The 15,816-nt window shown below is 63.8% G+C and carries 16 protein-coding genes and 1 pseudogene; 11 read left to right on the top strand and 6 right to left on the bottom strand.

Features of this window, described 5'->3' with window-relative positions; genetic code table 11:
* The 11 genes and pseudogenes from WBF82_RS19705 to WBF82_RS19755 all read left to right on the top strand — a co-directional run.
* Positions 1 to 942 (top strand): annotated as a pseudogene (locus tag WBF82_RS19705) (hypothetical protein); the annotation flags it as partial.
* Positions 939 to 1,250, top strand: coding sequence for a hypothetical protein (locus tag WBF82_RS19710; protein WP_424384626.1), 312 nt, complete (start codon positions 939 to 941; stop codon positions 1,248 to 1,250). The pseudogene WBF82_RS19705 and the gene WBF82_RS19710, both read left to right, overlap by 4 nt.
* 49 nt (positions 1,251 to 1,299) lie before the next feature.
* Positions 1,300 to 2,229 (top strand): LLM class F420-dependent oxidoreductase, encoded by a 930-nt coding sequence (locus WBF82_RS19715; protein ID WP_424384627.1) that lies wholly within the window; start codon positions 1,300 to 1,302, stop codon positions 2,227 to 2,229.
* 51 nt (positions 2,230 to 2,280) lie between these two features.
* Positions 2,281 to 2,802 carry a hypothetical protein gene (locus WBF82_RS19720; protein ID WP_424384628.1) on the top strand — a complete coding sequence of 174 codons (522 nt, stop codon included), beginning with the start codon at positions 2,281 to 2,283 and terminating at the stop codon, positions 2,800 to 2,802.
* A 402-nt stretch (positions 2,803 to 3,204) separates the two neighbouring features.
* The gene (locus WBF82_RS19725; protein WP_424384629.1) at positions 3,205 to 3,654 is read left to right on the top strand and encodes a hypothetical protein; all 450 of its coding nucleotides are present in this window, start codon (positions 3,205 to 3,207) and stop codon (positions 3,652 to 3,654) included.
* Positions 3,655 to 3,813: 159 nt separating this feature from the next.
* On the top strand, positions 3,814 to 6,660 hold the full coding sequence (locus WBF82_RS19730) for a heterodisulfide reductase-related iron-sulfur binding cluster (protein ID WP_424384641.1): 2,847 nt from the start codon (positions 3,814 to 3,816) through the stop codon (positions 6,658 to 6,660).
* A gap of 24 nt (positions 6,661 to 6,684) precedes the next feature.
* Complete coding sequence (locus WBF82_RS19735) at positions 6,685 to 7,977, top strand: pyridoxal phosphate-dependent aminotransferase (RefSeq protein ID WP_424384630.1); 1,293 nt, start codon at positions 6,685 to 6,687, stop codon at positions 7,975 to 7,977.
* 91 nt (positions 7,978 to 8,068) lie between these two features.
* Positions 8,069 to 8,629 (top strand): hypothetical protein, encoded by a 561-nt coding sequence (locus WBF82_RS19740; protein ID WP_424384631.1) that lies wholly within the window; start codon positions 8,069 to 8,071, stop codon positions 8,627 to 8,629.
* Between the two features lie 21 nt (positions 8,630 to 8,650).
* Positions 8,651 to 9,970 (top strand): Dyp-type peroxidase, encoded by a 1,320-nt coding sequence (locus tag WBF82_RS19745; RefSeq protein WP_424384632.1) that lies wholly within the window; start codon positions 8,651 to 8,653, stop codon positions 9,968 to 9,970.
* Between the two features lie 9 nt (positions 9,971 to 9,979).
* Complete coding sequence (locus WBF82_RS19750; RefSeq protein ID WP_424384633.1) at positions 9,980 to 10,996, top strand: hypothetical protein; 1,017 nt, start codon at positions 9,980 to 9,982, stop codon at positions 10,994 to 10,996.
* Positions 10,997 to 11,022: 26 nt separating this feature from the next.
* Positions 11,023 to 11,472, top strand: a complete 450-nt coding sequence (locus WBF82_RS19755) for a hypothetical protein (protein ID WP_424384634.1) — start codon at positions 11,023 to 11,025, stop codon at positions 11,470 to 11,472.
* Positions 11,473 to 11,492: 20 nt separating this feature from the next.
* On the opposite strand, the gene WBF82_RS19760 is transcribed toward WBF82_RS19755, so the two are convergent.
* From WBF82_RS19760 to WBF82_RS19785, 6 genes are all read right to left on the bottom strand, one after another.
* A complete protein-coding gene (locus tag WBF82_RS19760; protein ID WP_424384635.1) occupies positions 11,493 to 11,879 on the bottom strand; it encodes a DUF732 domain-containing protein in 387 nt (128 codons plus the stop codon).
* Positions 11,880 to 12,017: 138 nt separating this feature from the next.
* Positions 12,018 to 12,884 carry a glucose-1-phosphate thymidylyltransferase RfbA gene (gene rfbA / locus WBF82_RS19765; RefSeq protein ID WP_424384636.1) on the bottom strand — a complete coding sequence of 289 codons (867 nt, stop codon included), beginning with the start codon at positions 12,882 to 12,884 and terminating at the stop codon, positions 12,018 to 12,020.
* A gap of 10 nt (positions 12,885 to 12,894) precedes the next feature.
* Positions 12,895 to 13,269 carry a nuclear transport factor 2 family protein gene (locus WBF82_RS19770; RefSeq protein ID WP_424384637.1) on the bottom strand — a complete coding sequence of 125 codons (375 nt, stop codon included), beginning with the start codon at positions 13,267 to 13,269 and terminating at the stop codon, positions 12,895 to 12,897.
* 28 nt (positions 13,270 to 13,297) lie between these two features.
* Complete coding sequence (locus WBF82_RS19775) at positions 13,298 to 14,053, bottom strand: maleylpyruvate isomerase family mycothiol-dependent enzyme (protein ID WP_424384638.1); 756 nt, start codon at positions 14,051 to 14,053, stop codon at positions 13,298 to 13,300.
* Between the two features lie 4 nt (positions 14,054 to 14,057).
* Positions 14,058 to 15,383: a UDP-glucose dehydrogenase family protein gene (locus WBF82_RS19780; protein WP_424384639.1), complete on the bottom strand. Its 1,326-nt coding sequence runs from the start codon at positions 15,381 to 15,383 to the stop codon at positions 14,058 to 14,060.
* A gap of 89 nt (positions 15,384 to 15,472) precedes the next feature.
* Positions 15,473 to 15,816, bottom strand: a 344-nt coding sequence (locus tag WBF82_RS19785) for a hypothetical protein (protein ID WP_424384640.1), incomplete at its 5' end; no start/stop codon positions are given.

Here is a 15,816-nt window from a genome sequence, read left to right on the forward strand (position 1 = left end):
CAGCTAGATGAGCGCGGCCGCGAGTTACATGATCCCGCAACCGCTTTGAACGACGGGCCAATGGACGCCGATCGCAGGACCAATGAGGAGGAGGCGTTTGAGCGGGTGTATGGACATGCACCCGTCAGCGCGAACGACTGGCTGATGGCTGCGGCACTCGACCCGCACAGCTACTTGCCGAAGGACCATGGGGTTCCTCCGCAGATCGTTGCGGGGCGATTTGCGCCCCAACCCGGCAGAGGAGTAGTTCGGTCAAACATGTTCATCCCCACCGACCAGGTCCAGAATGTCGCGAAAGACCCCACCGACGTAGTTCAGGGCCGACTGTTCCCGATGAACTGGGGCGACAATCGCGGTCCGAACGCAGCGGCGGACCCAGAAGCTTCCCGCGTGTCGATGTTCGTCGACTATGACCACGGCCTGATTGTGGTGCGCCAGAACCCTACTGGCAATGTTGACGGAGCCCGTGGCGGAGCTGCGGCCGCCGCACCTAGTGTCCACGTAGCCCAGGCACCGGATGGGCGATTGACGATCGACTACAACGCGCACGACGCCTACGAGAACGTCGCCGGCAACGCACTCGGAATGACAGTTAACGGTCGAATCACCCTCAGTCCCCAGTCCGATGGCGTGGTCGGGCTTGGCGGGAACACCACGATCTACCCGAGCATGGAGACCTACCAGTACCGAGACGGTCACCCTGCTACGCAATTGCAGTGGGATACCGCGAATTCGGGCAGCAAATGGGGTCCAAGCACCAGTCTCGAGCGCCACCATTGGGTCGGTGATGCGACCATCCCAGCCGTCCGACCAAATATGCCGTCGTGGCAGTGGGAGCTAGAAAACCTCAATCCATTTGAAGGCGATCCCTTCGTTTCGCACACCACCAAGCTCACCGACCCGTTCACGAGTGGAGTCCCCGCAGTGGCCACCGGCCGATGAGCGAGCTCCGTTTAACCAAGCCATCGCTCAAGCGGGCGGTGCTGTCGATCATTGCCGTCACCGTCGTGAGCTGCGTGATAACTGGGATCGCCCTGGCCATCTCCTACACGCACGGGCTTTCCGACCCCGCATCAGTAGGCGACTACATCCGGCTGTTCATCACATTCGCCGCCGTCTGGGGTCCGATGTACCTGCTGTTCTTCTGGTGGGCCACTATTCCTGCTCTTATCTGCCTGGGCGCACTCGTCGCTTCGGTGCGGCGCGGAGATGCCGTGCGCGGGGACAGCCCGCCCACCCCCCCGGGTTAGCCCCGAAGACTTTCGAGCCGGGACTCAGTCCGGCATTAGTCTGTGGCTCGTGGACTTTCGGGTATTCGTTGAACCGCAACAGGGCGCCAGCTACTCCGACCAGCTAGCCGTCGCGCAGACCGCCGAGGCACTGGGATTTAACGCGTTCTTCCGGTCCGACCACTATCTGGCGATGAGCGGCGATGGATTGCCCGGTCCCACCGACTCGTGGGTGACGTTGGGCGGCATTGCCCGCGAGACGTCATCGATACGGCTGGGCACGCTGGTCACCTCGGCAACATTCCGCCATCCCGGCCCGCTGGCCGTCGCGGTCGCGCAGGTCGACGAAATGAGCGGTGGCAGAGTCGAATTCGGAATCGGAACCGGTTGGTTTGAACCGGAGCATCTCGCCTACGCGATCCCCTTCCCACCGCTGCGCGAACGATACGATCGGCTCACCGAACAGCTTGAGATGATTACCGGCCTGTGGACCTCACCGGTCGGCGAAAAATTTGACTATGCGGGCACTCATTACGCGGTCAACGACTCGCCCGCTTTGCCGAAGCCTGCGCAACGGCCTCATCCGCCGATCATCATCGGCGGATTGGGCGCCAACCGGACGCCGGCACTGGCCGCGACGTTCGCCGACGAATTCAACGTCCCCTTCGCCTCGTTGGACACCGTCAAGACCCAATTCGGGCGGGTTCGCGAAGCAGTCGATTCGGTCGGCCGACCCGTCGACGCGATGACGTATTCCGCAGCGTTTGTGGTGTGCGCCGGACACGACGACGCGGAGATCAGCCGCCGCGCTGCCGCCATCGGGCGTGACGTCGACGAGCTGCGGTCCAATTCTCCGCTGGTGGGCACCCCCAATGAGATTGTCGATCGGCTCGGGTCGTTCGCGGATGCCGGCGTGCAGCGGGTATATCTGCAGTTACTGGACCTCTCCGACCTCGAACACCTGCGGCTTTTCGCCGATGGGGTTACTCGGCAGCTTTGACGTCCCCGCCGGGACCCGACACGTCGGCCGGATGTCAGTAGCATCGGGGCGATGACAGGCTTCGGTCCGCACGGTCCTCCGGACGATCCCAGCGAACGGGAAACCCGGATGGCCGACTACGGCGCGGCTAACCTGCCGCCGCCGGGTCCCGACGACTACACGGTTTACTCCGGGCCTCCTGAACCGCAATCGCCGCCGGCCCCCTGGTACCGCAAGCGCTCGCTGCTTGCCGTGTGGGCCACGATGGTGGCCATCTTGGTCGTGCTGATCATCTACGGCCTCATCGAGCTCTCACACGGCGGCGGCGGCGGCGGAACGTCCCCGACCACGTCGTCAACGACATCCACCGGGTCGTCGACAACGACCCCGTCGACAACGACAACTTCGCCGTCGACGACCACCACCCCGCCGTCCTCCTCGTCCGAGGAGGCCCCGCCGCCGGGTAGCAATGCTCCTCCTGCGGGTGGGGCCCCAGCCCCGGCCCAGCCGCCTCCGCCGCACCACCATTTGCCGCACATTCCGCCGACAATCTCGTTGCCGCACACCGTGATTACGCTGCCGCACGTGCCGTGACGGACTGCGGGTCTCCACGACCTACAGACGACCCAAGTGAAGCGCCGACCGGCCAGTACGACTACAGCGACTACGGACCTGCTGCCGGGTCGACACCGTGGAATCGCAGGCGGGCGGCTCTGATCGGCTTAGGCGCGCTCGCTGCCATCCTGATCGCGCTGGTGATCTACGGGATCGTCGAGCTGTCACATGGCGGTAGCCCCACGTCCCCGTCGACATCGGCGACGACGTCTGCGGTCACCACCACGCCGCCGACTACTACCTCTCTGCCAAGCAGCCAAACGACAACTGAACCCGTCGCCCCCGCTCCAACGACGATGCCGACCAGTCCGCCGCCCCATCACCATCACCACCACGACGGCGGTGTGCCTTAGGCGGGGACCGTCGGTAGGATCGATGTTCGTGGGGGGCAGCAGACCACCATATGACGTCGATGGGTATTCCAAGCACGACTTGAGCCTCGGCGGGAGCAACGATCTGTTCGGTTCCGACGAGACGCCGGCACCGTGGTTTCTCAAGCCGTGGGTGCTGGCACTGTGGGGCCTGACGGTAGTGATTCTGATCGCGATCATCGTCTACGGCCTCGTTATCTTGGCCACCGGCAACAGCGGCGGCGGATCAACCACCACCCGGCCGTCAACAACCACGTCGCACTCAACGACCCCGTCCCGCACAACCACGCCGTCGTCGACCCTCCCGACCACGACCACGCCCGAGACGACGCCCGAACCCGCGCCACCACAGCCGACCCAGACCTGGACGCAGCAACGTCCCCGTCATCGCTGGTGGAACGGCAACGTGCCGCAGATTCCCGGAGTGCCCCCGATCCACGTCCCCGGCACCGGACCGTAGCCGGACCCTCCTGGCCGAAGTTAGGGCAGCCTTTGTCGCGGTCAACGCGGGAAAGATGCAACTATGAGCAGGCCTAGTGATTAAGTTACTAGCGAGTAACATAGCCGGAGTTACCGCTGAGTAACCTCGGAATTGGGGAGACGCTCCGTGCAGACGCAGATGCTGATCAGACTGGTAGTGGGCCTCGGCATGACGGCGATCGTCGGATTGCTCGCCCTCCGTCGGGTCGGCTGGCTGGCCAAACTCACGCTGTCCGGCCAGCAGGTCAGCGGCCGCACCGACGACGTCGGCACCCGGATCTGGACGCAGATCGCCGAAGTGTTCGGGCAGCGCCGATTATTGAAATGGTCCATCCCCGGCCTGGCCCACTTCTTCACCATGTGGGGCTTCTTCATCCTGCTGACGGTCTACATCGAGGCCTACGGGTTGCTGTTCCAGTCAAACTTCCACATCCCGATCATCGGCCGATCGGATGCGTTGGGCTTCTTGCAGGACTTCTTCGCAACCGCCGTCTTCCTCGGCATCGCCACCTTCGCGGTCATCCGAATCACGCGCAGTCCCCGGGAGATCGGCCGCTCGTCGCGGTTCTACGGGTCGCATACCGGCGGCGCTTGGCTGATCCTGTTCATGATCTTCAACGTGATCTGGACCTATGTGCTGGTCCGCGGATCCGCCGTCAACAACGGCACACTTCCCTACGGCAACGGAGCGTTCCTCTCCCAATTATTCGGCAAGATCCTGCATCCGCTCGGCCACACCGGCAACGAAGTCCTGGAGACCGTCGCGCTGCTGTTGCACATCGGCGTCATGCTGTCGTTCCTGGTGATCGTGCTGCACTCGAAGCACCTGCACATCTTCTTGGCGCCGATCAACGTCACGTTCAAGCGGCTGCCCGACGGCTTGGGCCCGCTGCTACCGGTTGAATCCCACGGCAAGCCGATCGACTTCGAAAACCCGCCGGACGACGCCACATTCGGGCGCGGCAAGATCGAAGACTTCACCTGGAAGGGAATGCTCGACTTCGCCACCTGCACCGAATGCGGGCGCTGCCAGTCGCAATGCCCTGCCTGGAACACCGCCAAGCCGCTGTCGCCCAAGCTCGTCATCATGGACTTGCGCGACCACTGGATGGCCAAGGCGCCCTATCTGCTCGGCGAGAAGACCGCCGAGCCGCTGGAGGGGCTCGATCTCGAGACGGTGCACGAGGAAGGCCACCATGTGCCCGAATCGGGATTTGGTCGGGTACCGGGGCACGGGCCCGAGCAGGCCGCCCGCCCGCTGGTCGGCACCGCCGAACAAGGCGGTGTGATCGACCCCGACGTGTTGTGGTCGTGCGTCACCTGCGGCGCGTGTGTCGAGCAGTGCCCGGTTGATATCGAGCACATCGACCACATCGTCGATATGCGTCGCTACCAGGTCATGATGGAGTCCGAGTTCCCCTCCGAGTTGTCGGTGCTCTTCAAAAACCTTGAAACCAAAGGTAATCCGTGGGGCCAAAACGCGTCCGACCGCACCAACTGGATCGACGAGGTGGACTTCGATGTCCCGGTCTATGGCCAAGACGTCGAGAGCTTCGACGGCTACGAATACCTCTTCTGGGTGGGCTGCGCCGGCGCTTACGACGACAAGGCCAAGAAGACCACCAAGGCGGTCGCCGAACTGTTGGCGATCGCTGGGGTGAAGTATTTGGTGCTCGGCACCGGCGAAACCTGCAACGGCGACTCGGCGCGTCGCTCGGGTAACGAGTTCTTGTTCCAGCAGCTCGCTCAGCAGGCTGTGGAAACGCTGGACGGCGTGTTCGAGGGAGTCGAGACCGTCGACCGCAAGATCGTCGTCACCTGCCCGCACTGCTTCAACACCCTTGGCCGCGAATACCGGCAACTGGGCAGCAATTACAGCGTGCTGCACCACACCCAGCTGCTCAACCGGCTGGTGCGCGACAAGAAGCTGATCCCGGTCAGCCCGGTCTCTGAAGACATCACCTACCACGACCCCTGCTACTTGGGCCGGCACAACAAGGAATACGCGGCGCCGCGCGAGCTGATCGGCGCCTCGGGCGCAAAGCTGGCTGAGATGCCCCGTCACGCCGACCGCAGCTTCTGCTGCGGCGCCGGCGGCGCGCGGATGTGGATGGAAGAGCACATCGGCAAGCGCATCAACCACGAACGCGTCGACGAGGCGTTGGCTACCGGCGCGACCACGGTAGCCACCGCGTGCCCGTTCTGTCGGGTGATGATCAGCGACGGCGTCAACGACCGCCAGGAGGCAGCCGGTCGCGAAGGTGTCGACGTGCGCGACGTGGCGCAGCTGCTGCTCGAGTCGCTCGACCGCGGCGCGGTCAAGCTGCCGGAAAAGGGCACGGCCGCCAAAGAGGCGGCTGAGCATGCCGAAAAGGCTGCTCCGAAAGCATCGGCGGCAACAGCCACCGCAACCGCTCCGGCGACGGAAACCGCCGCTGCACCCGCAGAAGCCGCTGCACCCGCACCAGATAAGGCCACCAAGGCCGTCACCGGCTTGGGTATCGCCGGCGGCGCCAAGCGACCCGGCGCCAAAAAGGCCGCAGCGCCAACGCAATCCACCGAGCAAGCCGAGGCGCCGGCCACCGAAGAAGCGCCAGCGGCTAAGGCTCCCGCCGCACCGGTCAAGGGTCTGGGCATCGCCGGCGGCGCCAAGCGGCCCGGCGCCAAGAAGACTGCTGCCCCAACACAATCCGCGTCTGCCGCACAGCCCGAGGCGAAATCCGAATCGGCTGCCCCCGAAGCGAAGGCACCGGCTGCACCGGTCAAGGGCCTGGGCTTGGCGGCCGGAGCCAAACGGCCCGGTGCCAAAAAGGCCTCTCCCGCCGCACAACCCGCGGCCGCCGAGCCAAAGGCTGAGGCCAAGTCCGACCCGTCATCAACGGTGGAAGCGGAGCCGGAAGCTCAGGATGGCGAGACCCAGGCACCCGCGGCGCCGGTCAAAGGATTGGGCATCGCCCGCGGTGCGCGTCCGCCAGGAAAACGCTGATCAAGCCAGTTTTGGCATTAATAATTGGACAGTCATGGCACCATTGTTGACGTGACTACGCATCAGCTGCCCTGGCATACCGCAGGCCATCAGCCGCGGCAGCGTACGTTCGCGCAGTCATCGAAGCTGCAAGATGTGCTCTACGAAATCCGCGGCCCGGTGCACGATCACGCCGCGCGGCTGGAATCCGAAGGGCACCGGATCCTCAAACTCAACATCGGCAACCCGGCGCCGTTCGGCTTCGAAGCGCCCGACGTGATCATGCGTGACATGATCCAGGCGCTGCCGTACGCGCAGGGCTACTCCGACTCCAAGGGCATCCTGTCGGCGAGGCGTGCGGTGGTCACCCGCTACGAACTGGTCGACGGCTTCCCGCGATTCGACGTCGACGACGTGTATCTGGGCAACGGTGTCTCCGAGCTGATCACGCTCACACTGCAGGCGCTGCTGGACAACGGCGATCAGGTGTTGATTCCGGCACCCGACTATCCGCTATGGACGGCGTCAACCTCGCTCGCCGGCGGCACACCGGTGCACTACCTGTGCGACGAAACTCAGTGCTGGCAACCGGATATCGCCGACCTCGAGTCGAAGATCACCGAGCGCACCAAGGCGCTGGTGGTGATCAACCCGAACAATCCCACCGGCGCGGTGTATGGTCGCGAAATCCTTTCGCAGGTAGCCGATCTGGCGCGCAAGCATCAGCTGCTACTGCTCGCGGACGAGATCTACGACAAGATCCTCTACGACGACGCCGAACACGTCAGCATGGCCACGGTCGCACCCGACGTGTTGTGCCTGACTTTCAATGGCCTGTCCAAGGCTTATCGCGTCGCCGGATACCGGGCCGGCTGGCTGGCGATCACCGGACCCAAAGAACACGCCACCAGCTTCATCGAGGGCATCAGCCTGCTGGCGAATATGCGGCTGTGCCCGAATGTGCCGGCCCAACATGCGATTCAGGTCGCCCTGGGCGGTCACCAAAGCATCGATGACCTCGTGCTTCCGGGTGGGCGACTGCGCGAACAACGCGACGTGGCATGGTCGAAGCTCAACGAGATCCCCGGGGTGTCATGCGTCAAACCCGCAGGCGCGCTCTACACGTTTCCCCGGCTGGACCCCGAGGTGCACGAGATCCAAGACGATGAGCAACTGGTCCTGGACCTGCTGCTGACGGAAAAGATTCTGGTCACTCAGGGCACCGGATTCAACTGGCCCGCACCGGATCACCTGCGGATCGTGACCCTGCCATGGTCGCGCGACCTGTCGCAGGCTATCGAGCGGTTGGGTAACTTCCTGGCCAGCTATCGCCAGTAATCCGCGCCACTGTGTGCCGTCGAAAGCCAACCAAGGCCTTCGAGCGGTGCTAACGTTGCCGCCAACCCGACACTGTGGACGGAGAGTGACGATGCCCGCGAGCGATTACGCATGGCGCACACCCGCCGCGATGGCCCTCCCCAAGGAAGGCTATTTCGAACTCGAACGAGGTCGCTACGGTCCGATCTACCCCAGGACCCCCGCCTGCTACGGATTCTCGATCATCGCGAAAGTCAAAGAGGGTCGTGAAGAAGCCATCCGGGCATACGGCAAACAAATCGAGGAAGCTATAGCAGCCAGCCCGGAGGTGCTCGCGCCGCTGCGGCTGCATTACCTTCGCTGGATCCTGTTCGATGTGGGTTCCGGACTGCATTTCCAATATCAGGGCATCTTCGACACGGACTTCGACAAATACACCGAAGACGCGGTGACGCTGTTCAGTCAAACCGGCATCACCACGGCTTTTACCAACCTCGAAGGGTTTCCTGAGGACTGGAAGACCAACGCCGCGGCGTTCGCCAAGTTCGTCCGCGAACATCACGTCCCTAGCTTCCTGGAGTACGGCGAATACCCGTACGTCACGGCTGACGAAATCAAAAAGGCATTGCGGCTCAAGGCGGCGTTCTCGGACATGCTCGATCAGATGCAGTGATTTGCGTCGAAGCGTACTCAGATGCTTGAACTCGACGACATACAGCACATTCTGCTGACCCGTACCCCGGCGATCACCGGGCGCTACGAATTCTTGTCGTTCGGGAACCCTGCAGGCGGGCGGGCCTGGCTCACCGAACTGTTGGACCGCGCGCAGTCAGCTGCCGACGTCCAAGCCACGATGGACGCATCCAAGCGCTGGGTGACGCTCGCCTTCACCTGGACTGGTCTCCGGGCACTTGGCGTGTCGCAGGAATCGCTTGATAGTTTTCCAGCCGAGTTTCGTCAGGGCATGGCAGCCCGCGCCGACATTCTGGGTGACGCTGGTGCGAATCACCCGGACAACTGGGTGGGCGGTCTGGCCAGTGACGACCTCCATGCGATCGCGATCTTGTTTGCCCGCGACGAGGCAGAACGGCAGCGGTGCACCGCCGAGCACGAGAAGCTGGTTGTACGCTGCCCCGGGGTGCGCGTGTTGTCGTTTCTGGACTTGAACGCAACGCCTCCGTTCAACTACGCCCACGACCATTTCGGTTATCGCGACCGGATGTCGCAGCCGGTGATCGACGGGAGCGGTCAGCAGCCGACGCCGGGTTCGGGCGCACCGCTGCAACCGGGTGAATTCATCCTCGGCTATCCAGACGAGGAGGGTCAGATTTCAAATCAGCCGCAGCCGGAGGTGCTGTCCCGCAACGGCAGCTACCTGGCGTACCGGCGACTGCACGAGCACGTCGCCCGGTTCCGCGCCTATCTGTGCGACCACGCCGACACCGCTGAGGGACAAGAGCTGCTGGCTGCAAAGTTCATGGGCCGCTGGCGAAGCGGAGCTCCGCTGGTGCTGGCTCCGGAACACGACGATCCTGAGTTGGGTGCAGACCCCATGCGCAACAACGACTTCGACTACAAGACGATGGACCCGCATGGATATGCGGTCCCGTTGGGCGCCCATGCGCGTCGTCTCAATCCGCGTGATACCGCGGCGAACATGAACCGGCGACGGATGATCCGCCGCGGCGCGACCTACGGCCCGGCACTGCCCGAGGGGGCGCCCGACGACGGAGTGGACAGAGGCATTGCGGCATTCATCATCTGCGCCAGCCTGATTCGACAGTTCGAGTTCGCCCAAAACGTGTGGGTTAACGACCGTACCTTTCACGAGCTCGGCAACGAGCGCGATCCCATCGTCGGAACCCAGGACGGCACACTGGAGTACAAGATCCCCAGACGACCCATCCGTCAGGTCCTCAAGGGGCTCCCAGCTTTCACCACGCTCAAGGGCGGTGCCTACTTCTTTCTCCCGGGGCTGAAGGCACTTCGGTACCTCGCGACGCTTGAAAGCTAAGGACCCCCAATGAGCACGCTGCCCCCCGCGCGCACCTACAACCAAAGCCACGTTCCGCGTAAGCACACGCCAGGACGGCGCCGCATCAGCATCTACTGGACCTGGAGTTACCCGTGGGAAGCCCAGCGTGATCCCGCCGAGATGTACAACCGGTTCTCCACGATGACCGAAGTTCGTAATGCCTTGTGGCCCAGCTACGAAACACCGGAATACGACGCTGCCCGTTTTTTACAAGGAATAGCGGGCACGCTGGAACTTTTTCACCGCTCGACGCTGGCGTTTCAACAGCTCGCCGGCGAGGCGACCGGCCATCCTGTCGCAGTGTTCCAACGCATTGACCAGGCCGGCTACCGGCTGCCGATCGACGAGCGGATCCTTTCGGACACTGACACGCTGATGGTGTTCGGTCTGGATCATGTCCTCTCCGAGCAGGAAGCCGCACCCGATGAAATCGTGGGCATTCGTGAGTGGCTGCGGCGGGAGGGCACATGCCTGCTGCTGGCACCCCACCACGACGTCGGCTTCACCGATGATTTGGGCCAGCGACAGATCGAGTTCCAGCATCACGGTGACCCGTTGGTACCGCGCCAACAGCGATTCGGTCAATACACGCGATCATTGATGCGCGCCCTGAATGTTCCGGTTCATAACACTTGGGGGCTGCGTCCGGCCGTCGTCGCGCGCACCGGAGAGATCGCGCCGCTGACCGCGTTCCGCGACCTTGATGCGCCAAGGCTTCTCGCTAACGTGACGACCTTTAACTTCCACCCACATCTTCCGCACTACGAACTCACCGCGCCGGAGAGCGACAAGGTGCGTGTGCTCGGCCGTCAACGGATCGACCCGAACCGACCGCACCCGTTTGCCGCTGCCGGTAACACCGAATTCAACGCACTCATCTGGTTGCCTCCGGGCGAACAACGTGGCGGCGACATCATCCTTGTCGACTCCACCAACTTCACCACCCTGTTCGGCGGCACGGAGAGCCTCACCAACTTCTGGCACAACTTGGCCACCATGAACTAAGGCGGTCGGGAGAAGGGAGACATGCCATGCCTGGTTTGTCCGCAATCGCGTTGGGATCGGCTCCGGTCTTCGGTGGAGCACTTCTTGCTGCGGCCGCAGGCCAATTCGTCACCCGCGATTTCCGAGCCGGAATCAAAGAGGACATGGACCTACTTGAACGACTGCCGGAAGACGATACAGAGCGCCGCGCCGCGCTGCAGCGCAGTATCGCCAACCGCATCGACGACCTGGTCGTCGGCAACGAAAAGCGCCGCCAACTGCGCGCGGCAGCGATCGTCTACCAGGGCAACTGGCGGGACATCGTGTTGTTTTTGTGCACAGTGCTATTCGCAGTGGTGTGGTGGGGCGTCGACCACGATCGGAAAAGCTGGCTCCCGCTGTTCGTCGTCTTGATTGTCGCGGCGGTCATCACCGCCGGCTATGCCCTGCGCGGCACGCGCATGAGCATCGTCAAACTGATAGGTCGCAACCGGTAATCCTCGCGGCTGCAAGCCGGTTACGAATTTTTCTGCACACCGTCAGGGCAGTACACGCTGATAGCGGTGTCGGCGAAGCCAGACGCGATGCTGGGCGACATGCCCGGCGATCCTTGCAGCATGTCCTGAATGATCTCCGGTTCACTCTCGCCGCCGGCAAACCGCGTGCACACCCGACGCGCATCGTTAATCGCGGCGTCGTTCGATCGCGCTAACTGCAGCCCTTCAGAGGACAGGCGCCACAAAAACATGCCATTCCTGTCCGAAGTTTCCGGCGGCGGATCGGTCGGCGCCCCTGACGCGGCCTGCGAAACTGTGGTATGTGCCTTCGGCCGGAGGAGATCGGGGTTACGGCTGAGGACAAACACTGCGGAAATAGCGGCAATACCGAACACCAGCGTGGCCAACATGGCCAAGCTAGGCACCGGACTCGGGGTCCGTGAGGGTGTCGTCGTTAGTTCTATTCACCGAGAATATTTCTCCGCGACCCCTGTTGTTAACCTTCTGCGGCCGTCAATCTGCTGGGAATTTGCTGAAAGCGCCCGTTAGCTCCGTTCCAGCAGCTCCAACAGGTAACTCCCGTAGCCGGACTTGACCAGGGCGTGAGCCCGCTGGGCCAGCTGGTCGTCGTCGATGAAGCCCATCCGCCAGGCCACTTCCTCCGGGACGCCAACCTTCAGGCCCTGCCGGCGCTCCAGAGTGCGAACGTAGTCGCTGGCGTCGAGCAGTAAGTCAAAAGTCCCGGTGTCCAGCCAGGCCATGCCGCGAGTGAGCACCTCCACGCTCAGCCGGCCCTGGTTTAGGTAGGTCCGGTTGATGTCGGTGATTTCCAACTCGCCGCGGTCCGACGGGCGCAAACCCCGGGCGATCTCGATTACGTCGTTGTCGTAGAAGTACAGGCCTGGCACTGCGTAGTGCGATTTCGGTGTGGCCGGCTTTTCCTCCAGCGACAACGCGATACCGTCTGCGCTGAATTCGACGACACCGTACGCCGAGGGATTGGCCACCCAATAGGCGAAAATGGCTCCGCCACTGATTGATTGGAAGCGCTGGAGATTTGTACCCAGACCTGGACCATGAAAGATGTTGTCGCCCAATGCCAAAGCCACAGGCCCGCTGCCGATGTGATCGGCGCCGATGATGAAAGCCTGAGCTAGCCCCTCGGGACGGTCTTGCACCGCATAGCTGATGTTGATACCGAATGCCGTGCCGTCGCCGAGCACCCGGTTAAACGCCGGCGCGTCCTGCGCGGTGCTGATCACCTGAATGTCGCGGATGCCGGCCATCATCAACGTGGACAGCGGATAGTAGATCATCGGTTTGTCGTATACCGGTAGCAGCTGCTTGCTGACACCCATGGTGATCGGATACAGCCGGGTGCCCGAGCCGCCGGCCAGAATGATCCCGCGCATGTCCTACTCCTCAGTCGACAAGATCAGCGTCGGTCAACTCGGTTGCAGCCAACGCCGACGCCAGGTCATCGTGGCGGAATACTGAGGTGACATGGTCGTGGACAACACGAAACGCCGACGCGACAGTGTCGTTGGCGCCGGGTTCGTCTGCGTTGCCGATCTTCTGTTCAACGACGACGACGCCGTCGTGTACGAATATTTTGCCCACCTCGGCCGATCGCGGATGGGCGGCCGCCCAATCGCGCAGTGCGGCATGGCCCTGCGCGGCGCCGTGTGCGTCACCGACTTCGACGTCATCACTGGATAGGGCCAGCAACGTGTCGATGTCGGACGCATTCAACGCGTCGTGCCACGCCAACACGGTGGCGATCTCCGATGTGGTCATGGTCTGCAACGTACCGTGTGGGCCGCGTCTAGAACGGCGTCTGGTCGAGCCAGTTCTGCCATATCGCGGCGTCACCGAACATCGCGATATCGGTGTCGGCGACGGGAACTCGCCGTACGACTGCCAGCAGCAGGTCCACTGCACCGCCGCTCAGCGCTACCGCACCTTTTTCGTGACCGTGCGACCATGTGACGCGGTTGCCGTCGGCGCGGATGGTCCATTCACCGGCTGCGCCCAGACCTGGATCGGTGGCGTGCAGGTGCACCGTTTGGCCGTCTTCGAGCGGCAGCGGTACGTCGCCGCTGCCGGCCTGACTCGCGACCCGCTCAAGCCATTCGCCGATGGCGTCGGCCGCTAGCTCGGGGGTGAGTGTGTAGTCAAGCCCGAGTGCCAGCGCGGCGTCGGCGCGATGCACGGTCGCCTCGTGCAGCCGGCGCCGCACCCACCAATAGGCCGGCCGTGAGCCCAAGAACGTCCACACCGGAGTCTCCACACCGACTTGCTCGACAGCGCCGATCAGCCGCTGTGCGCCGCCGTGCAACCACGCGATTGCCTCGTCGGGGTCGGGTGGCGGCTTGCCTCCCTCGACCTCGCGCGGGTCGAGATAGTGGTCGACCCGGTCGGCAACGATCTGCGCCGCCCAGCGATCACCGCGACCGACATGGCGAAACAACTGGGAAAAGCCCCAGCCTGGACAGGTCGGCACCGGCGTGGCCGGGTCGGCGCTGGCAATCACCTCGCCGAAGGCGCGATTTTGTTCGACGAAAGCTACCGCGTAGTCCACGCGGTCAGGCTACGCGCCGCCCCAGGCAGTGCACCCGCCAACCGGCTTGCTGCCAGCGTTGGAGGTCAAGACAGTTGCGGCCATCGACGACGACGCGTGCTCGCACTCGGTCGGCAAGCGCGTCGGGGTCGAGGTCGACGAACTCTTTCCACTCGGTGAGGACCAGTACCGCGTCGGCGCGGTCGCAGGCTTCCTCGACCGAGACCGCGTAGTTCAGCGTGGGAAACAGCCGCTGGGCATTCTCCAGCGCTTTGGGGTCGTAGACGTTGACCGCCGCGCCGTTGAGCTGCAGTTGGCCGGCGACATTGAGCGCCGGTGAGTCACGCACGTCGTCGGATTCGGGTTTGAATGCGGCGCCGAGCACAGCGATGTTGGCTCCCAGCAGCGAGCCGCCGCACGCCGCGCTGGCAAGTTCGACCATGCGGGTGCGCCGGCGCATGTTGATGTTGTCGACTTCGCGGAGGAACGTCAGTGCCTGGTCGGCTCCCAGCTCGCCGGCGCGAGCCATAAAAGCACGGATATCCTTGGGCAGGCAGCCACCGCCAAAACCCAAGCCGGCGTTGAGGAATCGGCGTCCGATCCGCGGGTCATGCCCGAGCGCGTCCGCCAACAGGGCGACGTCGGCGCCGGCGGCCTCGCACACCTCCGAGATCGCGTTGATGAATGAGATCTTGGTGGCCAGAAAGGCGTTCGCGGAGACCTTGACCAGCTCCGCGGTCTGCAGGTCAGTCACCAGGAACGGCACCCCGGCGTCGAGCATCGGTGCATACAGCTCACGGATCGCGGGCTCGGCACGCGTCGAACCATCCTGTACGCCAAGCACAATGCGATCGGGCTGTAGCGTGTCGTGTACTGCGAACCCTTCCCTCAAGAATTCGGGGTTCCATGCCACTTCAACGTCGACGCCGGGTGGGGCAGCTGCGCGAGCCCGTTGGACAAGCTCGGCGGCGGTCCCGACGGGAACCGTGGACTTGCCGACGATGACCGCTGGTCGAGTCAAACGCGGTGCGAGTGCGTCGATTACGGCGTGCACGTGGCTCAGGTCGGCGCCGTATTCGCCCTTCTTCTGCGGAGTGCCGACTCCGAGGAAATGCACGTCGGCGAACTCGGCTGCCAGGTCATAGTCAGTGGTGAACCGAAGACGGCCTGCTGCGATGTTGTCGCTCAACATCTTTCGCAGCCCAGGCTCGTAGAACGGAACATCACCGGCAGCCAGCTTGGCGACCTTACCGGGGTCGATGTCAACACCGACAACCTCGTGCCCCAGCTCAGCCATCCCGGCGGCATGCGTGGCACCCAAATAGCCCGTACCGAACACGGAGCACCTCATACACCCGTGTGTAGGTCGCCGCTATGAGCTAATTGCATCGCTGTTCTAAGCGGCGGGCAAACGTCAGGTGACAGTTTCCTGTCGTGGCCTTAGAAGTGCAGGCCAGGGATACCGAACCCGCCGTGGCCGAAGCCACCACCACCGCCACCGAAGCCGCCATGGCCACCGCCGCCGCCGGGGAAGCCACCGCCGCCGGGGAAGCCACCTCCGCCGGGATATCCGCCGTGGCCCCCGCCACCGCCGTGGTCGCCGCCCCACGGTCCGGACGAGGGTCCCTGCTGCCCCGGGCTCAGGATCGGCGGCACCGGAATTGGAATCGGAACGGGGATGGGAGCCGCGGGAGCCGGAGCCACCGGCGCCGGAGCAACCGGCGCGGGAGCGGGAGCAACGGGCGCGGGAGCTGGCGCCGGGGCGGCCGGTTCTGGAGCAGGGG

The sequence above is a fragment of the Mycobacterium sp. genome (assembly GCF_049673265.1).
Lineage (GTDB): Bacteria > Actinomycetota > Actinomycetes > Mycobacteriales > Mycobacteriaceae > Mycobacterium.

Coding starts and splice junctions, on each gene's coding strand:
- WBF82_RS19720 (WP_424384628.1), top strand. CDS start 2,281: ATGACAGGCTTCGGTCCGCACGGTCCTCCGGACGATCCCAGCGAACGG.
- WBF82_RS19745 (WP_424384632.1), top strand. CDS start 8,651: ATGCTTGAACTCGACGACATACAGCACATTCTGCTGACCCGTACCCCG.
- WBF82_RS19750 (WP_424384633.1), top strand. CDS start 9,980: ATGAGCACGCTGCCCCCCGCGCGCACCTACAACCAAAGCCACGTTCCG.
- WBF82_RS19710 (WP_424384626.1), top strand. CDS start 939: ATGAGCGAGCTCCGTTTAACCAAGCCATCGCTCAAGCGGGCGGTGCTG.
- rfbA (WP_424384636.1), bottom strand. CDS start 12,884: ATGCGCGGGATCATTCTGGCCGGCGGCTCGGGCACCCGGCTGTATCCG.
- WBF82_RS19770 (WP_424384637.1), bottom strand. CDS start 13,269: ATGACCACATCGGAGATCGCCACCGTGTTGGCGTGGCACGACGCGTTG.
- WBF82_RS19730 (WP_424384641.1), top strand. CDS start 3,814: ATGCTGATCAGACTGGTAGTGGGCCTCGGCATGACGGCGATCGTCGGA.
- WBF82_RS19740 (WP_424384631.1), top strand. CDS start 8,069: ATGCCCGCGAGCGATTACGCATGGCGCACACCCGCCGCGATGGCCCTC.
- WBF82_RS19780 (WP_424384639.1), bottom strand. CDS start 15,383: ATGAGGTGCTCCGTGTTCGGTACGGGCTATTTGGGTGCCACGCATGCC.
- WBF82_RS19755 (WP_424384634.1), top strand. CDS start 11,023: ATGCCTGGTTTGTCCGCAATCGCGTTGGGATCGGCTCCGGTCTTCGGT.